Source organism: Methylomonas sp. HW2-6, from assembly GCF_052474525.1.
Genome location: NZ_CP184124.1, coordinates 2,077,834 through 2,092,054, shown reverse-complemented (window position 1 = coordinate 2,092,054; position 14,221 = coordinate 2,077,834). Strand labels below are relative to the sequence as shown.

The 14,221-nt window shown below is 57.6% G+C and carries 14 protein-coding genes; 9 read left to right on the top strand and 5 right to left on the bottom strand.

Annotation, left to right across the window (positions count from 1 at the left end):
* Window positions 1-64 precede the first annotated feature (64 nt).
* The 9 genes from ureA to ureG all read left to right on the top strand — a co-directional run bounded on the left by ureA (window position 65) and on the right by ureG (window position 6,694).
* Entirely contained in the window at window positions 65-367 is a 303-nt protein-coding gene (gene ureA / locus ACH518_RS10625; RefSeq protein ID WP_278212652.1) for an urease subunit gamma, read from the top strand.
* 129 nt (window positions 368-496) lie between these two features.
* Window positions 497-814: an urease subunit beta gene (locus ACH518_RS10620; protein ID WP_445372883.1), complete on the top strand. Its 318-nt coding sequence runs from the start codon at window positions 497-499 to the stop codon at window positions 812-814.
* Window positions 811-2,514 carry an urease subunit alpha gene (gene ureC, locus ACH518_RS10615; protein WP_445372882.1) on the top strand — a complete coding sequence of 568 codons (1,704 nt, stop codon included), beginning with the start codon at window positions 811-813 and terminating at the stop codon, window positions 2,512-2,514. The genes ACH518_RS10620 and ureC overlap by 4 nt, the downstream gene beginning before the upstream one ends.
* 407 nt (window positions 2,515-2,921) lie before the next feature.
* A complete protein-coding gene (locus tag ACH518_RS10610; protein ID WP_445372881.1) occupies window positions 2,922-3,851 on the top strand; it encodes a hypothetical protein in 930 nt (309 codons plus the stop codon).
* A gap of 88 nt (window positions 3,852-3,939) precedes the next feature.
* Window positions 3,940-4,470 (top strand): REP-associated tyrosine transposase, encoded by a 531-nt coding sequence (locus ACH518_RS10605; protein ID WP_445372880.1) that lies wholly within the window; start codon window positions 3,940-3,942, stop codon window positions 4,468-4,470.
* A 188-nt stretch (window positions 4,471-4,658) separates the two neighbouring features.
* The gene (locus tag ACH518_RS10600; protein ID WP_445372879.1) at window positions 4,659-4,883 is read left to right on the top strand and encodes a hypothetical protein; all 225 of its coding nucleotides are present in this window, start codon (window positions 4,659-4,661) and stop codon (window positions 4,881-4,883) included.
* A gap of 9 nt (window positions 4,884-4,892) precedes the next feature.
* Window positions 4,893-5,324, top strand: a complete 432-nt coding sequence (gene ureE / locus ACH518_RS10595; RefSeq protein WP_445372878.1) for an urease accessory protein UreE — start codon at window positions 4,893-4,895, stop codon at window positions 5,322-5,324.
* The gene (locus tag ACH518_RS10590; RefSeq protein WP_445372877.1) at window positions 5,314-5,988 is read left to right on the top strand and encodes an urease accessory protein UreF; all 675 of its coding nucleotides are present in this window, start codon (window positions 5,314-5,316) and stop codon (window positions 5,986-5,988) included. Before ureE ends, ACH518_RS10590 begins: the two co-directional genes overlap by 11 nt.
* Before the next feature lie 88 nt (window positions 5,989-6,076).
* Window positions 6,077-6,694 (top strand): urease accessory protein UreG, encoded by a 618-nt coding sequence (gene ureG, locus ACH518_RS10585; protein ID WP_140914399.1) that lies wholly within the window; start codon window positions 6,077-6,079, stop codon window positions 6,692-6,694.
* 27 nt (window positions 6,695-6,721) lie between these two features.
* On the opposite strand, the gene ACH518_RS10580 is transcribed toward ureG, so the two are convergent.
* From ACH518_RS10580 to ACH518_RS10560, 5 genes are all read right to left on the bottom strand, one after another.
* The gene (locus ACH518_RS10580; protein WP_445372876.1) at window positions 6,722-8,188 is read right to left on the bottom strand and encodes an N-acetylmuramoyl-L-alanine amidase; all 1,467 of its coding nucleotides are present in this window, start codon (window positions 8,186-8,188) and stop codon (window positions 6,722-6,724) included.
* Window positions 8,189-8,198: 10 nt separating this feature from the next.
* Entirely contained in the window at window positions 8,199-9,563 is a 1,365-nt protein-coding gene (locus tag ACH518_RS10575; RefSeq protein WP_445372875.1) for a hypothetical protein, read from the bottom strand.
* Window positions 9,564-9,678: 115 nt separating this feature from the next.
* The gene (locus ACH518_RS10570; protein WP_445372874.1) at window positions 9,679-10,716 is read right to left on the bottom strand and encodes a M14 family metallopeptidase; all 1,038 of its coding nucleotides are present in this window, start codon (window positions 10,714-10,716) and stop codon (window positions 9,679-9,681) included.
* A gap of 89 nt (window positions 10,717-10,805) precedes the next feature.
* On the bottom strand, window positions 10,806-12,239 hold the full coding sequence (locus ACH518_RS10565; RefSeq protein ID WP_445372873.1) for a glutamate--cysteine ligase: 1,434 nt from the start codon (window positions 12,237-12,239) through the stop codon (window positions 10,806-10,808).
* A gap of 227 nt (window positions 12,240-12,466) precedes the next feature.
* Window positions 12,467-13,885 carry an esterase-like activity of phytase family protein gene (locus ACH518_RS10560; RefSeq protein ID WP_445372872.1) on the bottom strand — a complete coding sequence of 473 codons (1,419 nt, stop codon included), beginning with the start codon at window positions 13,883-13,885 and terminating at the stop codon, window positions 12,467-12,469.
* Window positions 13,886-14,221: the final 336 nt, after the last annotated feature.

Genomic DNA, 14,221 nt, shown 5'->3' with positions numbered 1-14,221 from the left:
GAAACACGCGTGGGCACGATTAAACGTGCCCACCCTACGAAAACGTCACATTAACGAAACGACTATGCAATTAACCCCCAGAGAAAAAGACAAACTCCTCCTCTTCACTGCCGCCCTCCTCGCCGAGCGCCGCAAAGCCAGAGGTTTGAAACTCAATTACCCGGAAGCCGTGGCTTATATCTCCGCCGCGATCATGGAAGGTGCTCGTGACGGCCAGACCGTGGCCGAGTTGATGGCTTATGGTCGGACGCTATTGAGCATCGACGACGTGATGGACGGCGTGGCGGAAATGATTCCCGACGTGCAGGTGGAGGCAACGTTTCCGGATGGCACCAAATTGGTAACAGTGCATGACCCAATTGTATAGTCATCGCGTGGGCACAAAAAGCACGTGCCCACCCTACGAAAATCTGTCAGAAAGCAAAGAAAATCCAACATGTAGGGTGGACACGATTTATCGTGCCCACGCGGAAAACCAAATTTAACAGGAGCCCCCATGATCCCCGGAGAAATCTTCCCCGCCGCTGGCGACATCGAACTCAACGCCGGCCGCGCCACGTTCAAAGTCCTGGTCGCCAATAGCGGCGACCGGCCGATTCAGGTCGGCTCGCATTACCATTTTTACGAAACCAACCCGGCCTTGCATTTCGACCGTAGCGTGGCTCTGGGCTTTCGGCTGGATATTCCGGCCGGCACCGCCGTGCGTTTCGAGCCAGGCCAACAGCGCGAGGTGCAGTTGGTGGCGTTTGCCGGCGAACGTAAAGTCTATGGCTTTCGCGGGGAAGTGATGGGCCCGTTGGAGAAAAGCGCATGAGCAAAATCAGCAGACAAGCCTATGCCGACATGTTCGGCCCCACCACCGGCGACCGGCTACGGCTGGCCGACACCGATTTGATCCTGGAAGTGGAAGCCGATTACACCGTCTACGGCGACGAAGTGAAATTCGGCGGCGGCAAGGTGATTCGCGACGGCATGGGCCAAAGTCAGCTGGGTAACGATCAGGCCGTGGATTTGGTGATTACCAATGCGCTGATCATCGATTACTGGGGTATCGTCAAGGCCGACGTCGGCGTGAAGGACGGCCGCATCTTTAAAATTGGCAAGGCCGGCAACCCGGACGTGCAGCCCGGCGTCGACATCATCGTCGGCCCCGGCACCGAAGTCATTGCCGGCGAAGGCCAGATTCTCACCGCCGGCGGCATCGACGCCCACATCCATTTCATCTGCCCGCAGCAAATCGAAGAAGCGCTGTGTTCCGGCGTGACGACGATGGTCGGTGGCGGCACCGGCCCAGCCACCGGTACCAACGCCACCACCTGCACACCGGGGCCGTGGCATATCCAACAAATGCTGAAAGCGCTGGACGGTTTGCCGATGAACTTTGGTTTGCTCGGCAAAGGCAACGCCAGCCTGCCCGGCGCCTTGGATGAGCAAATCCAGGCCGGGGTGATGGGCTTGAAACTGCACGAAGACTGGGGCACCACGCCGGCGGCGATCGATTGTTGCCTGAGCGTGGCCGAGCGTTTCGACGTGCAGATTGCCATTCACACCGACACGCTGAATGAATCTGGTTTCGTGGAAGACACCATCGCCGCCTTCAAGGGCCGCACCATCCACACTTACCACACCGAAGGCGCCGGCGGCGGCCACGCCCCGGATATCATCAAAGCCTGCGGCCTGAACAACGTGCTGCCGTCGTCGACCAACCCGACCCGGCCCTACACGATCAACACCGTCGACGAGCATCTGGACATGCTAATGGTCTGCCACCACCTCGACCCCAGCATCCCGGAAGACGTGGCCTTTGCCGAATCGCGCATCCGCCGCGAAACCATCGCCGCCGAGGACATTCTGCAAGACCTGGGCGCGTTTTCGATGATCTCGTCCGACTCGCAAGCCATGGGCAGGGTCGGTGAAGTGATCATCCGCACTTGGCAGACCGCGCACAAAATGAAGGTGCAACGCGGCGCGCTGGCCGGCGACCCGGCCACCAGCGACAACCAGCGCATCAAACGCTACATCGCCAAATACACCATCAACCCGGCGATCAGCCACGGCATTTCTCACGAAGTGGGCTCCATCGAAGCCGGCAAACTGGCCGACCTGGTCCTGTGGCAACCGGCTTTTTTCGGCGTCAAACCCAGCCTGGTTATCAAAGGCGGCCTGATCGCCGCCGCGCCGATGGGCGACGCCAATGCCTCGATACCCACCCCGCAACCGGTGCATTACCGCCCCATGTTCGGCAGTTTTGGCCGCACCGCCGCCAATACCTCGATGATCTTCCTGCCGCAAGCCGCCGTATCTACCGGCGTGGCGGGACAATTGGGTTTGCAAAAGCGGGTGGGCACGGTTCGGAATACACGCAACATCGGTAAATCCGATATGAAGCTGAACGACTACCAGCCGGTGATGGAGGTTTGTCCGCAGACGTATCAGGTCAGGGCGGACGGGGTGTTGTTGACGTGCGAGCCGGCGGTGGTGTTGCCGATGGCGCAGCGGTATTTTTTGTTTTAGTTTGGTGTCGCTGGCGCGGTTTATTTGAAGTCGGGTCTCGGCCCGACAGCCGAGATACTTTCTTTTGCGTGGCGAGCCACAAGGATGTGGCGAATGCCGAAAATGCAGGAGCAATTTTCTGCCAAAAGAAAGTATCCAAAGAAAAGGCCACCCGACATTCCGCCTTAATCCTGCGCTTCTAGCTTTTGGCGAGGGTTTTCGGAAGGGGCTTCCTGCCCCTCCGAAAACGAGCGGCATCCTTGCCGCTCCCCTGTGGGCCGATCTCGCCAAAAGCTGCGATGCTCGGGGCGGAATAACGGGAATGCTTGCTCCAACGGTTATTTCGTGTAGCAAAGGTAATTTAGCCATATTGCTGGGTTTTACGTTTAAAACCATGCCTAGGGTCGGTGTCACCAAAGCCTATTTCAGTGAAACATAAAATGTTACAGACAGCAAAAAATCAATATACGGAAAGTGCACATCTCTTTTTTCAAGAAAGCGCAATTCGGATAAACGAGAAAATGACAAATATGGATATTTTTCAGTCCGTATTAAATTTTGCGATCGGTATGGAACGTTTACTTAAAGGGATAATTTTTAGCATAAATCCTACCTATATACTTGTTACTCCTGAATTTAACCATTCCTTAAGAGTTTTATACAAAGACAAAATCATTAACAACAATGAAAGAGATTCTATCTTAGCAAACACACCAACTGCTGACGTAATAACTTTTAAAAATTCATTACTAAGAGCTGCTGAAATTTCTAGAGCGACTCAGAAAAATAAAAACCGTTTATTCGGCCTGTCTAACCTCAGAGATATTATTGTACATAACGACTTAGACTGGATAGATAAAGCCAAAGCTAGCTTATTAATGAAAAGAGATTTCTATTTTATCTTGCTTGATTTTTCAGATGAGATTGGCATTCCAAGAAAGGATCTTTTTGGTAATAACGAGGATAGAATAAGAGAAATCTCAAAGTTATACCAAGAAGACAGAGCGAATCTCCTCAGAATAAAGCTAGAAGAATATGAAAAGAAATGGAATTCTATCAGCCGAAACCAAGAAATAATCAATCAAATGAGAGCTAGAACCGATGAGCTTTTGGAGTCTGTTCGTAGGTACGAAACTACTTGCCCAGCCTGTAATCAGAGTGCTGTGCTTTTTGCAGAGGCTGACTATATAGTTGATTTGGAAAATGCCGAAAAATTGGTCGCTGGGGAATTTGTAAGGCTCATTCGTTGCGAATTTTGCGGCTTACGTATTTCAGATGAAATAGAGCTCGATGAGTTAGGCTATGGAAAAAGCTTTAATCCGTACGTTGATGAATTTGATGATGACATTCCGTTCTAAATTATAAACATTGAGCCGGCGTAGGTCCGATTAGCGCAGCGTAATCGGACGAAGGTGACCAAACGATATTTAAAAATCGCAATAAGCCATGCCCAATTACCGACGCTCATTTATTCCCGGTGGCACATGGTTTTTTACGGTGAATTTGCTGGAGCGTAAAAACAACGATTTGTTGGTTCGCGAAATCGATTTGCTGCGGGCAACTATTCGGGCGGTACGAAATCGCTACCCATTCCAAATCGACGCGTGGGTAGTGTTGCCGGAACATATGCATGCCGTCTGGACATTGCCACCCGGTGATGCGGATTTCAGCAAGCGTTGGCGATTGATAAAAAGCGGATTTTCGCGGGCCTTGCCGAAAACAGAGTATCGGTCGAATGTTCGAAAGATGGCGGGTGAGCGTGGAATCTGGCAGCGGCATCTTTGGGAGCATTGCATTCGTGACGAGCAAGATTTTGAACGCCATGTCGATTACGTGCACGTTAATCCGCTTAAACATGGGTTAGTTACCAGAGTTAAGGATTGGCCGTATTCCAGTTTTCATCGCTATGTTGAAAAGGGTGTTTATCCGGCGCATTGGGGAGGGGATTTGGATATAACCGTGGATGGAGATGATTAACATGCGTCCGATTACGCTTCGCTAATCGGACCTACGAAAGAGATTTTTGTAGTACCTTTTAAAATTGGAGGTGGTTTTCCTCCCGTTATTCCGCCCCGAGTATCGGAGCTTTTGGCGAGAATAGCCCGCAGGGGAGCGACAGGGATGCCGCTCGTTTTCGGAGGGGCAGGATTAAGGCGGAATGTCGGGTGGCCTTTTCTTTGGATACTTTCTTTTGGCAGAAAATTGCTCCTGCGTTTTCGGCATTCGCCACATCCTTGTGGCTCGCCACGCAAAAGAAAGTATCGCGGTTGTCGGTCCGCGAACCGACATTGAAAACACCCGTCGCGACAGCGACACAACAAAACCAAAAGACATCAAATAATCCAAAAGCCGTCGTGTTGGGTTACGCTTCACTAACCCAACCTACATAAAATAAAACAATGCTAAAACTCACCGAAACCACTAACACCGAAGACCAGCCAGACGACACCCTGACCTTGCCTTACGACGCCCGCCAAAAATCTCGCCAACCGGCGACTACCAAAGGCGGCATCCAAGTCGGCGTATTTTTACCCAGGGGCCAAACCCTGAAACACGGCGCAATCCTGACCAACGGCCAAGGCTTTAAAGTGCGCATCGATGCGGCGCCGGAACAATTATCGGTCGTCAAATGCAGCGACCCGCTGTTATTTGCCCGCGCCTGCTACCACCTGGGCAACCGCCACATCGCCCTGCAAATTCTGCCGGACGAACTGCGTTATCTGGCCGATCATGTACTCGATCAAATGTTGGTCGGTTTGGGGTTGACCGTCGAACATCACACCCTGCCGTTCGAACCGGAAGCCGGCGCGTACCACAGCCATGGTCACTAATCTGTCGTTGCTGCGGCTCCTGCAACTGGTCAGCCCCAGTTTGCCGATTGGCATGTACAGCTATTCGCAGGGGCTGGAAACTGCGGTGCAGGACGGTTGGGTGACCAACGCCGAGCAAACCGGCGACTGGCTGCGCGGTTTGCTGCACAACGCTTTGGGCAAGGTCGATGCGCCACTGCTGGCGCGGTTGTACGATGCCTGGCAAGCTGGCGATATGCAAGCCGTCGAGCACTGGAGCCAGACTCTTAATGCCTATCGGGAAACCGCCGAATTGCGCGCCGAGGACAAGCAGACCGGCCAAGCCTTGGCGCGTTTGCTGGTCAATCTGGAGATGCCGGAAGCGCAGGCTTGGCAGAAACGGCCGGACGCGACCCTGGCGACTTTGTTTGGCTTGGCGGCGGTGCGTTGGCAAATCGACAAGGCCGACACGGTGAGCGGTTACCTGTGGGGCTGGCTGGAAAACCAGGTGCTGGGCGCGATCAAATTGGTGCCGTTGGGGCAAGTCGCCGGGCAGCAATTATTACAGCGTCTGGCCGGCGAATTGCCGGCTTTGGTTGGGCAAACCCTGATCATGACCGACGACCAGATCGGCGGCAGTTGTTTCGGGCTGGCCCTGGCCAGCAGCCGGCATGAGATGCAGTATTCGCGGCTGTTCCGATCGTGAAATAACAATAATGCCTCGATGCAGCGCAAGCGCAATCGAGGTTTGAGCAACCTTAACCCCGGATGGCATCCGGACTACTGGAGAAAACATGAACGACAAACACGTATTGAGAATCGGCGTCGGCGGCCCGGTAGGCTCCGGCAAAACCGCGCTGGTGGATGCCTTGTGTAAACGCATGCGCGACGATTACCAAATCGGCGTCGTGACCAACGACATTTACACCCGCGAAGACCAGCAGTTTTTGATTCGTAGCCAGGCCTTGCCGGAAGAGCGAATTCTGGGCGTGGAAACCGGCGGCTGCCCGCATACCGCGATCCGCGAAGATGCATCGATGAATCTGGCGGCGGTCGACGAGTTGTGCGAGCGTTTCCCGGAACTGGACTTTGTGTTGGTGGAAAGCGGCGGCGACAATCTCAGTGCCACCTTCAGCCCGGAACTCGCCGATCTGACGCTTTACGTGATCGACGTCTCGGCCGGCGACAAGATTCCGCGCAAGGGCGGCCCCGGCATCACCAAATCGGATTTGCTGGTGATTAACAAGATCGACTTGGCACCTTATGTCGGCGCGTCGCTGGACGTGATGGACCGGGATGCGAAAAAGATGCGCGGCGAGCGGCCGTTCGTGTTCAGCAACATCAAAACCGGCCACGGCTTGGAGCGGATTATCGACTTCATCGTCCGCCAAGGCATGCTGGCCGCAGCCTGAGCCGGCGCAAACCCAGGTTAAACCGCCTCAGGCATTCGGGATTTGCAAGGCCGGCCAATCGAAGGCCGGCCCGATATCCCACTTATCCTGCCGAAAATTGATGTGGCTGGCGATGCCGCTGTAGTTCTGGAAGAAATCCGGATCGCGTTCGAATTGTTTCGCCGTCGGCGGCAAGGTGCGCGGGATATTGAAGCGGGCGCACAAGTCCTGCATCAACAGCCGGATCGATTCGGTTTGCCCGGCCGGAAAGGCGGCGAAATAATGCTCGCCGCGGAAGCTTAGTTTCCGGTATTTTTCGGTCTGACTCAGTTCGCAGTAGCGGGTGCCGAACGGCGCGGTGTCGCCCCGCTTCGGCGGCCACCAGTTCAAAATATCCGGATTATCCGCCGCCGGCCGCAACGGGCCGACGTTGGCGATTTCGATCGCAATCGAGCGCTTGTCGTGGCGACCGCCGCTGCCCTGGACTCCAAGATGGTAGGCCCATTGCGCCGGGTCGAATACTTCGTACACCGTACCGTCCACATCCACCAGATAGGCCGCGCCGATACGGCCGGCGTCGCCGTTCCAGGTATCGAAGGCCGATTTGGCGCTGGAGCCGGCGGTAAAATGCAGCACGATCAAATCCTTGTGCGGCCGGTCGCTGTAATATTGCCCGGCCGGCAACCGGAAGCGGCTGCGGTTGATCGCCAACGCCGGTGCGGCACTTACTGTTGTCGCTGGCGGCATCGTATCGGTGCTGAGTCCGGCCGGATCGGTAGCCAACAGCGCCCGCGGATTGGGCCGTTCGCTGGCGCCGGCCCAGAAAAAATGCCCGTCCAAATCGCGGTACCAGAAACTATTGCCGGATACCGTTTCGCCAACCGCAAAGCCACTGATCTCCACCCGGCTGCCGGCCGGCAATACTTTGACCAGCGCGCCGCTCAAGGCCGGGCTTTCCCGCAATTTGACGTTCACCAGCAGGCCGATTTGCTTGCCGCTCAGGCCGGCAAACTCAGGTTCCGGTACCGCTGCCGCCAGCAGTTCGGTCAGATTCAACGCCGTCGCCGGACAAGCTGCCGAGGCCCGGATGGCACTGTGCGGCAACACGTGCTCGGTATCCAGCTCGATGCGCCAGCGGTCGGCAATCTCGCGCAACAGCCGGGCGCAAACCGCCTGCTGCCCGGCCGGGAAGCCTTGGCCGGCGGCCATCTCCAACACGATGCCGATCGAATAATAGTTCGGGTTGCTGTTCGGCCGCTGTTGGACCAAGGCCGCGCTGGGATTGACCACCAAGCCGGCGTGAAAGGCGGTGTCTTTCTCGTCGACGTACTGCCTGACCCGGCCGTCGCCGGCGATCGCATAGTGGGTCGAGACCAAGCTGCCGCCGCTGCGATAACCGGTTTCGGCCTGGGCCAGATCGGCGACGCTGTGCAACACGATCGCATCCGGCTTGAATCCGCCGGGCCGACCGGGGCGGAAATTGTCGGCGGCGCAGCCTATCCAGTCGATTTGCATACCGCCCTCCTCAGCCCAACGCCTTCAAATCGCCGCGCTCGCCCTGCAACGGGTTGGCGGCAGTCGGCGACAACGCATCCGCAGTCGCCGCAAGCTGGGAGCTTTGACGGATGGCTTTTTGCTCGTCGTCCTTGCGCGCCAGACCGGAACGCAACTGCAACAGTTTGCTCAACACGTTGTACCAAAACGGCCCGCCCATGCTTAACAGAAACATCGACAACACCACGCCGGGGACACTGGCATTCTGCTGCCAATTGTCCCGCCAGGCTTGCCAATCCTTGGGCCAGGTGATCAGGCCGCGGTCGGCCAGCACGTTCAAGTAATATTTTTCGGTTTCGATGCCGGCGGCGGATTTGACCGGTTCGGCCGACGCATCACTGCTTGCTCCGGTTTTGGGCTGGCTCTTGGCGTCCGCCATCACCTTGGCTTTGATGGTCTCGTCCTGGGCAAAGGTCGGCGCCAATTGCACGAAGGCGCTGCGCATTTGTTCGTCCATGGCCAAGCGATTGATGATGACGAGCGCATCCAGTTGTAATCCGACCGCCAGCAAAGCCGCACTGAATACGCTGACCGTGCGCGCCGTCGACGAGAAACGCACCGCGACCCGATCCAGCAAATTGTCGAAATTCATGTGGATCACCGCCAAAAACTCGCTGGCGGCCTCTTGCAGCAAGGCGTTGGCTTCCCGCACGTCCTGCGCCAGTTCCGGATTGGATTTTTCGAATTGCAGTGCCAGCATTCTCACGTTTTTCAACGTCGCGGTCGGGTTCTCGACCCCATTGCTGCCCAATGCCTGCCCCAGCTTTTCCGCCAAATCGATGTGCTTGGCGATGATGCCTTTCAATTTTTGATAAAGCCGCTTTTGTTTATTGACGCCGGTTTCGGTCTTGACCTGCTGGATCAGCCGGCCGGCTTCCAGGCTCTTCAAAAACGCCGGATACTCGCGCAACTTGTTCTCCAGTGCCGCCAAGCCGACGTTGACGGTAATCGCCCCGTTCGCCAATTCGGCGTTGACCCGGTCGAATTCGGCTTTGATGCCGGCATCGTAGGCTGCGGCCAATTCCAGCAGGCTTTTGACGAATTCTTCGCGGTGGATCACCTCGCCATAAGACAAGAAACGCAGCCGCGGCGGCAGCCAACTGCGAAACCGGCCGCCAATGGTCTGTTGGCTCAACACTTTACCGGCGATCGCTGCCGCGTCGGTCCGCGCCAAACGCGGGTCCAGCACTTCCAGCAGATCGGTCAAACCGTGGTGCAGGTTACGGCCGCGGCTGGCGAGCAGCTTGAGTATGGCCTGGCTGATCAGCGTAACGGCCATGCTGGCGATCAGCATCACCACCGACAAGCCCAGCAATATATCCAAGGACTTCAACATCAGTTTTCTCCCCTACCCCGTTAGACGGTCCGCTGCAACCGCAACCGAAGCTTTGGTCGGCAGCAGCCCGCAGCATAAACCGTAAAGCTTAGACCATTCGGCCCAATCGCCAAAATCAGACGCCCTCCAGCGGCAGCCGCTCCATCAAGTAGCACAGGCAATCCTGGCGGATCACCCGTTCGTCCAAGGTCAACATCGACGGCATCGTCGGCCGCTTCAACACCAACTGCCCGTCCCGAATTTCGAAAAACCGCTCGGTGACCGGTATCCCGGCGTTATCCCTGGCGACCACCGGCACGCGCGCCGTCGAGATGTTACCGAACGCGGTGCCGACGGCAATTTCGGTGAAGTTCAATCGCTCCAACCCGCTGTCCAGCAGCAAATCGGCGCTGCGCTCGGTAAAGCTGAAACTGGCATCCTCGGCGATACAGACCTGGGCCACGGTGTGGTAGATGTCCACGTCCTGGCGGGCGACCGGATGCGCCGGAAATTCGTGTAAGTGCAGACAGCTATCCAAAAACTCGAGCGCATGTTCGGTGCCGTGCGGCTGGCCGGGACGGCCGCATTCCAGCGTCACGGCCGGGCAAAACTCGGCGAACGCGCCGGATTGGATGCCTTTGGGGTGGGTAAAGTAGACCAGCAAGCGGCCGAACAAGGCCCCCAGATGCAGAAACTCCCGGTCCAGTTTGTTGATGCAGGCGTAATGCGGGTTGCGGCCGGTATTGTTATGCACGTCGACGCTGGCGAACACGCCGCGCCGGCGCATGATCTCGCAAATCTGCGCCGCCCAAGCCGTTTCCGGCGACGGTGCCAGGCCGCTACCCGGCCAGATCCGGTTGAAGTCGGGCTGGCCGTCCAGTCGGCGCAGATTGTGGCGGGCGGCCTGGGTATTCCCAAAAAACAGGGTCAGCCCGCGCGGCAAATTTTGGCCTTGGTATTTGCGCAATAACTGTTGCACGGCCAGAAAGCCGGTCGATTCGTTGCCGTGCAGCAGCACCGACACGAACAGCGTCTCCGGCCGCTTGCCGGGCAGATGGAACAAGGCCGGTTCCGGCACCAGGGTATGCAGGGCTTCGACCGGAATGTCCAGCAAACCCGGCGGCAGGGCGTCGAATTGTTTCAGAGCAGAATGTGCGGAGAGGTTCGATTGCATGGCCGAGGTGTCCAAAGTCCGTTCAGCGACTCAACATGCCTGAATAGTCGGCCGAGAGCAACCGCAATGCGCCGTTCGGCGGCGGACGCTCAGAGCCCCCAGCCCGAGACCGGCTCGCCGCCGAGCTGGCGCAGCAAATACTCCCGCGTCATTGCGCTAAATTCGCCGGGATGGGCTTCGATAAAGCGCCGCTGCCACTGGCTGCCGGTTTGCCGGCTGGCGACACGGCGGCGGACGATGCCAAGGTAGTCCAACGCGTCGCGGTTGCGGATGCCGAGCGCGTCCAGCCCCAGGCCGGCGCGCGGCAGCAATTCCTGTTCGATCAGCTTGGCCAGCCGCTGCTTGCGGTTGCCGAACCAGACCACATGGCAATCCAGCCCGTGGCGGGCGGCCTGATAGAAATTGTCCTTGGCTTGAGCGAAAGGCAATGCCGCCCCGCCCTCCGCCCGTTCGTCGGCCAGATTCTTCACCAGCCCATAGAAAAACGCGGCATTGGCGACCATATCGATCACGGTCGGCCCCGCTGCCGGCGTGCGGTGTTCGATACGGATATGCGGCGTGCCGTCGGCGTCGAACCCCACCAGCGGCCGGTTCCAGCGCCAGATGGTACCGTTGTGCAGGCGCAGATAGCGAAACGCCTCCGGCGCATCGTCGAATTGTTCCGGCAACAGCACCGGAAAATGCTGCAAATTCTCGATAAAACATTCCTGGATCGAGTGCCGGGCGTAATCCGAACCGAAACCGACCCGGTGCAGTGGCCCGTCCGCCGCACCGCTATAACCGCCGGCAGCGATGGCCTGCTCGAACATCGGAATCCGGGTCTCGGCCCATAAATCCTTGCCGAACAGATACGGCGCATTCGCCGCCAGCGCCACCATCGCCGCCGAGGCAATGATGGAGGCGTTGTAAATGTGGTGGGCCTGACTAAGCGGACACTGGATATGCAACTGCAGCGAGGTAGTGGCCGCTTCCAGCATCACGTCGTGGTGTTCCAGTTTCAGATGCTCGTGACCGCATATATCCAGACAAATCGGCCGGCCGCGGTTTTGCAAAATCTGCTGGTTCAAAGCCCGGTAACGGTTCATGTCCGACATATTGCCCAGATGCAAATCGCACTGTTCCAAGGTCGGCAGCGTACCGATCGCCAATAGGTGCAAATCCATTTGCCGGGCATGCCCGGCCGCGTCTTGCCAAGTCTGTTGCAATTGCTTGTGCATCGCGCCGAACGCAGCGCCGGTCAAGGCTTGCGGCGGCGTGTTCAGTTCGATATTGAACTTGGCCAGCTCCGGACCGGCCAGCAGCGGCTGACCGAAGGATTGCAAATACGTCTGGTTAGCCGGCGCCGGCCGCATATCGCCGTCCAACAACCAAGCTTCTATCTCGAAACCGGCCACCGGCGCAGCTTCCGCACAGGCTTTGTCGCGGATCAAACGACCGAGCAATTCGGTCTCGGTCTGCAAACGCCGGCAAAACCGGTCGAAATCGGCTTCCTGATACGCAGCGGCGCGGGTTTCTTGGCCCATAGTTAAGTCCGGCGGTGTGGCGGAAGATACAGATAGTAAAGGCCCCGGCTCGCGCCGGTCAATCTTCTCGAGCCGCGTTAGGGGTGCGGGCGACTGGTCTAATACGGTGCGAATAACACATCCTTGTAAATCGCGTCACCAAAGCTGTACTCAGCGCCACAGTTCGCTGAGCTTAAGCTTGCGGCCGCGGGTTTGACCGGCGGCGCGCAAGGCTCGGGGTACAGCCGTTACGCGGCGACTTTACGTTTGGCGGTCAGGCGCAACATGCCCAGCACACCGCTGCCGAACAACCACACCGCCGCCGGGACCGGCACTGGCGCCGCGTAATTGCCCAAGTCGGCCGCGGATACTTTATAAGCATGCAGCACGCCGGGCAGCAGTTGGTACTCGGCGCTCAGCGTCGCCGCGCTGCCGTTTGCGGTCCAGACGCAGGCCTCGGTCTGGCCCAACGGGCATTGAATCGAGCCGGCGTAAGGGTCGGCATCGCTGAAGCGGAAATAGACGTCGAACTGGGTGCCGCCGGCATTTTGGGTGACGCTGTAATCGTTGTCGGTGCCGGCCAGCAACAGGTAGCTGCCGTCGGCCAGTTTCGGCCCGATCGCCAGGCCTTCCCATTTTTCCGGAGACTTATTGCCCAGTTCGGCCAGGGTATTGGCGTCCAGGTCCAGGAATTGGCTGGATTTGGCGACCTTGGTGTAAACCGCGCCGACCGCATCCAGATCGATACCGGACACATCGGTGGCTCCGGCCAGATCGATTTTATAAACTTCCTTGTCGGCGGTCGCCAGATCGGCGCCGACGCCGATGCCGCGGTTGTTACGTTCCAACACCAAAAACTCGTGGTCGTTCAGGGCCACCAGCGCCGACACGCCCTGGCCTTGGCCGGAGCGTTTCATTTGGTAGGCGTATTGCGCTACGGCCTCGCCGGTCGCGGTATCGAATTTGACGATACGGTTAACGGAACCGCTGCTGGCGCCTTCGTCCAAAATCGCACTTTGCAACATTGCAAACGCATATTTGCCGTCCGGGCTGACGGCCAAGCCTTCGAAGCCGCGATTGGTGCGTTTGCCGGCGTTGTTGCCGGTATCGGCGGCGTAATTGGCGACGCCGCTGGCGGCATTGCGCGGCATCAGATTGGTCGGTGTGGCGTAGGTTTTGACGACGGCGCCGCTATTGCGGTCGATTTCGTACAGCGACGGGCCGTACTCGTCGGACACCAGTAAATTGCCGTTTTTGGGATTGACCACAATGCCTTCCGGATCGAAAGCGTTACCCAGTGCGTTGGTCGGATTGGGCGCCAAGCCGTTCAGGGCAGCACCGTTTTTGCTGAGTTTCAAAGTCTGCGCAATCTGGAAGTTCGAAATCGCACCGGATACCGGATTGATGTCCAGCGTGAAGCGCTGCACCCGAGTTTCGTAGTTCAAGCTGCCGCCGCCCGGACCGCGATCGGACAGGCCCCACCACTCGTTACGGTGGGTGTCGTAATAAATGTCGGAAAAGAAGCCGACCCGGCCGTCGTTGACGCTGCTGCCGAACTGGTCGGCGGTAGCGCCGGAAATTGCCAAACCGTTGACAAAGGTCGGCGCGGCGGAAACGGTATCGGCCAGCAGCAAACCGGCCATCAGCAAACTGGGTGTAACACGCATAACGGATTCCTGAATGGTTGAAAATCTTGTGATCGGATTCTCAACTTTATCCGGCGTTTGTTACATCGGCGTGACGGTTTCCGTCCCCCGACTGCGCTTGGCTCACGATTCACCCGGCCCGGAATACTGATTGCCTTTGCGCTTTTGCGGAGGCTAAACCTGTCGAAAGACGCCCCCTCAGGACCAATGTCGTTAAGTTTAGGTTTAACCGTTCGACCTGAGCCCGTCGAAGGGCGAATGGTTAAGCCATTCATGGTTCGACAAGTTCACCACGAGCGGCTTAACTTAACGACATTGGCCTCAGGGCTTGGCCCCATGCAGCCCAACGGAATCCAG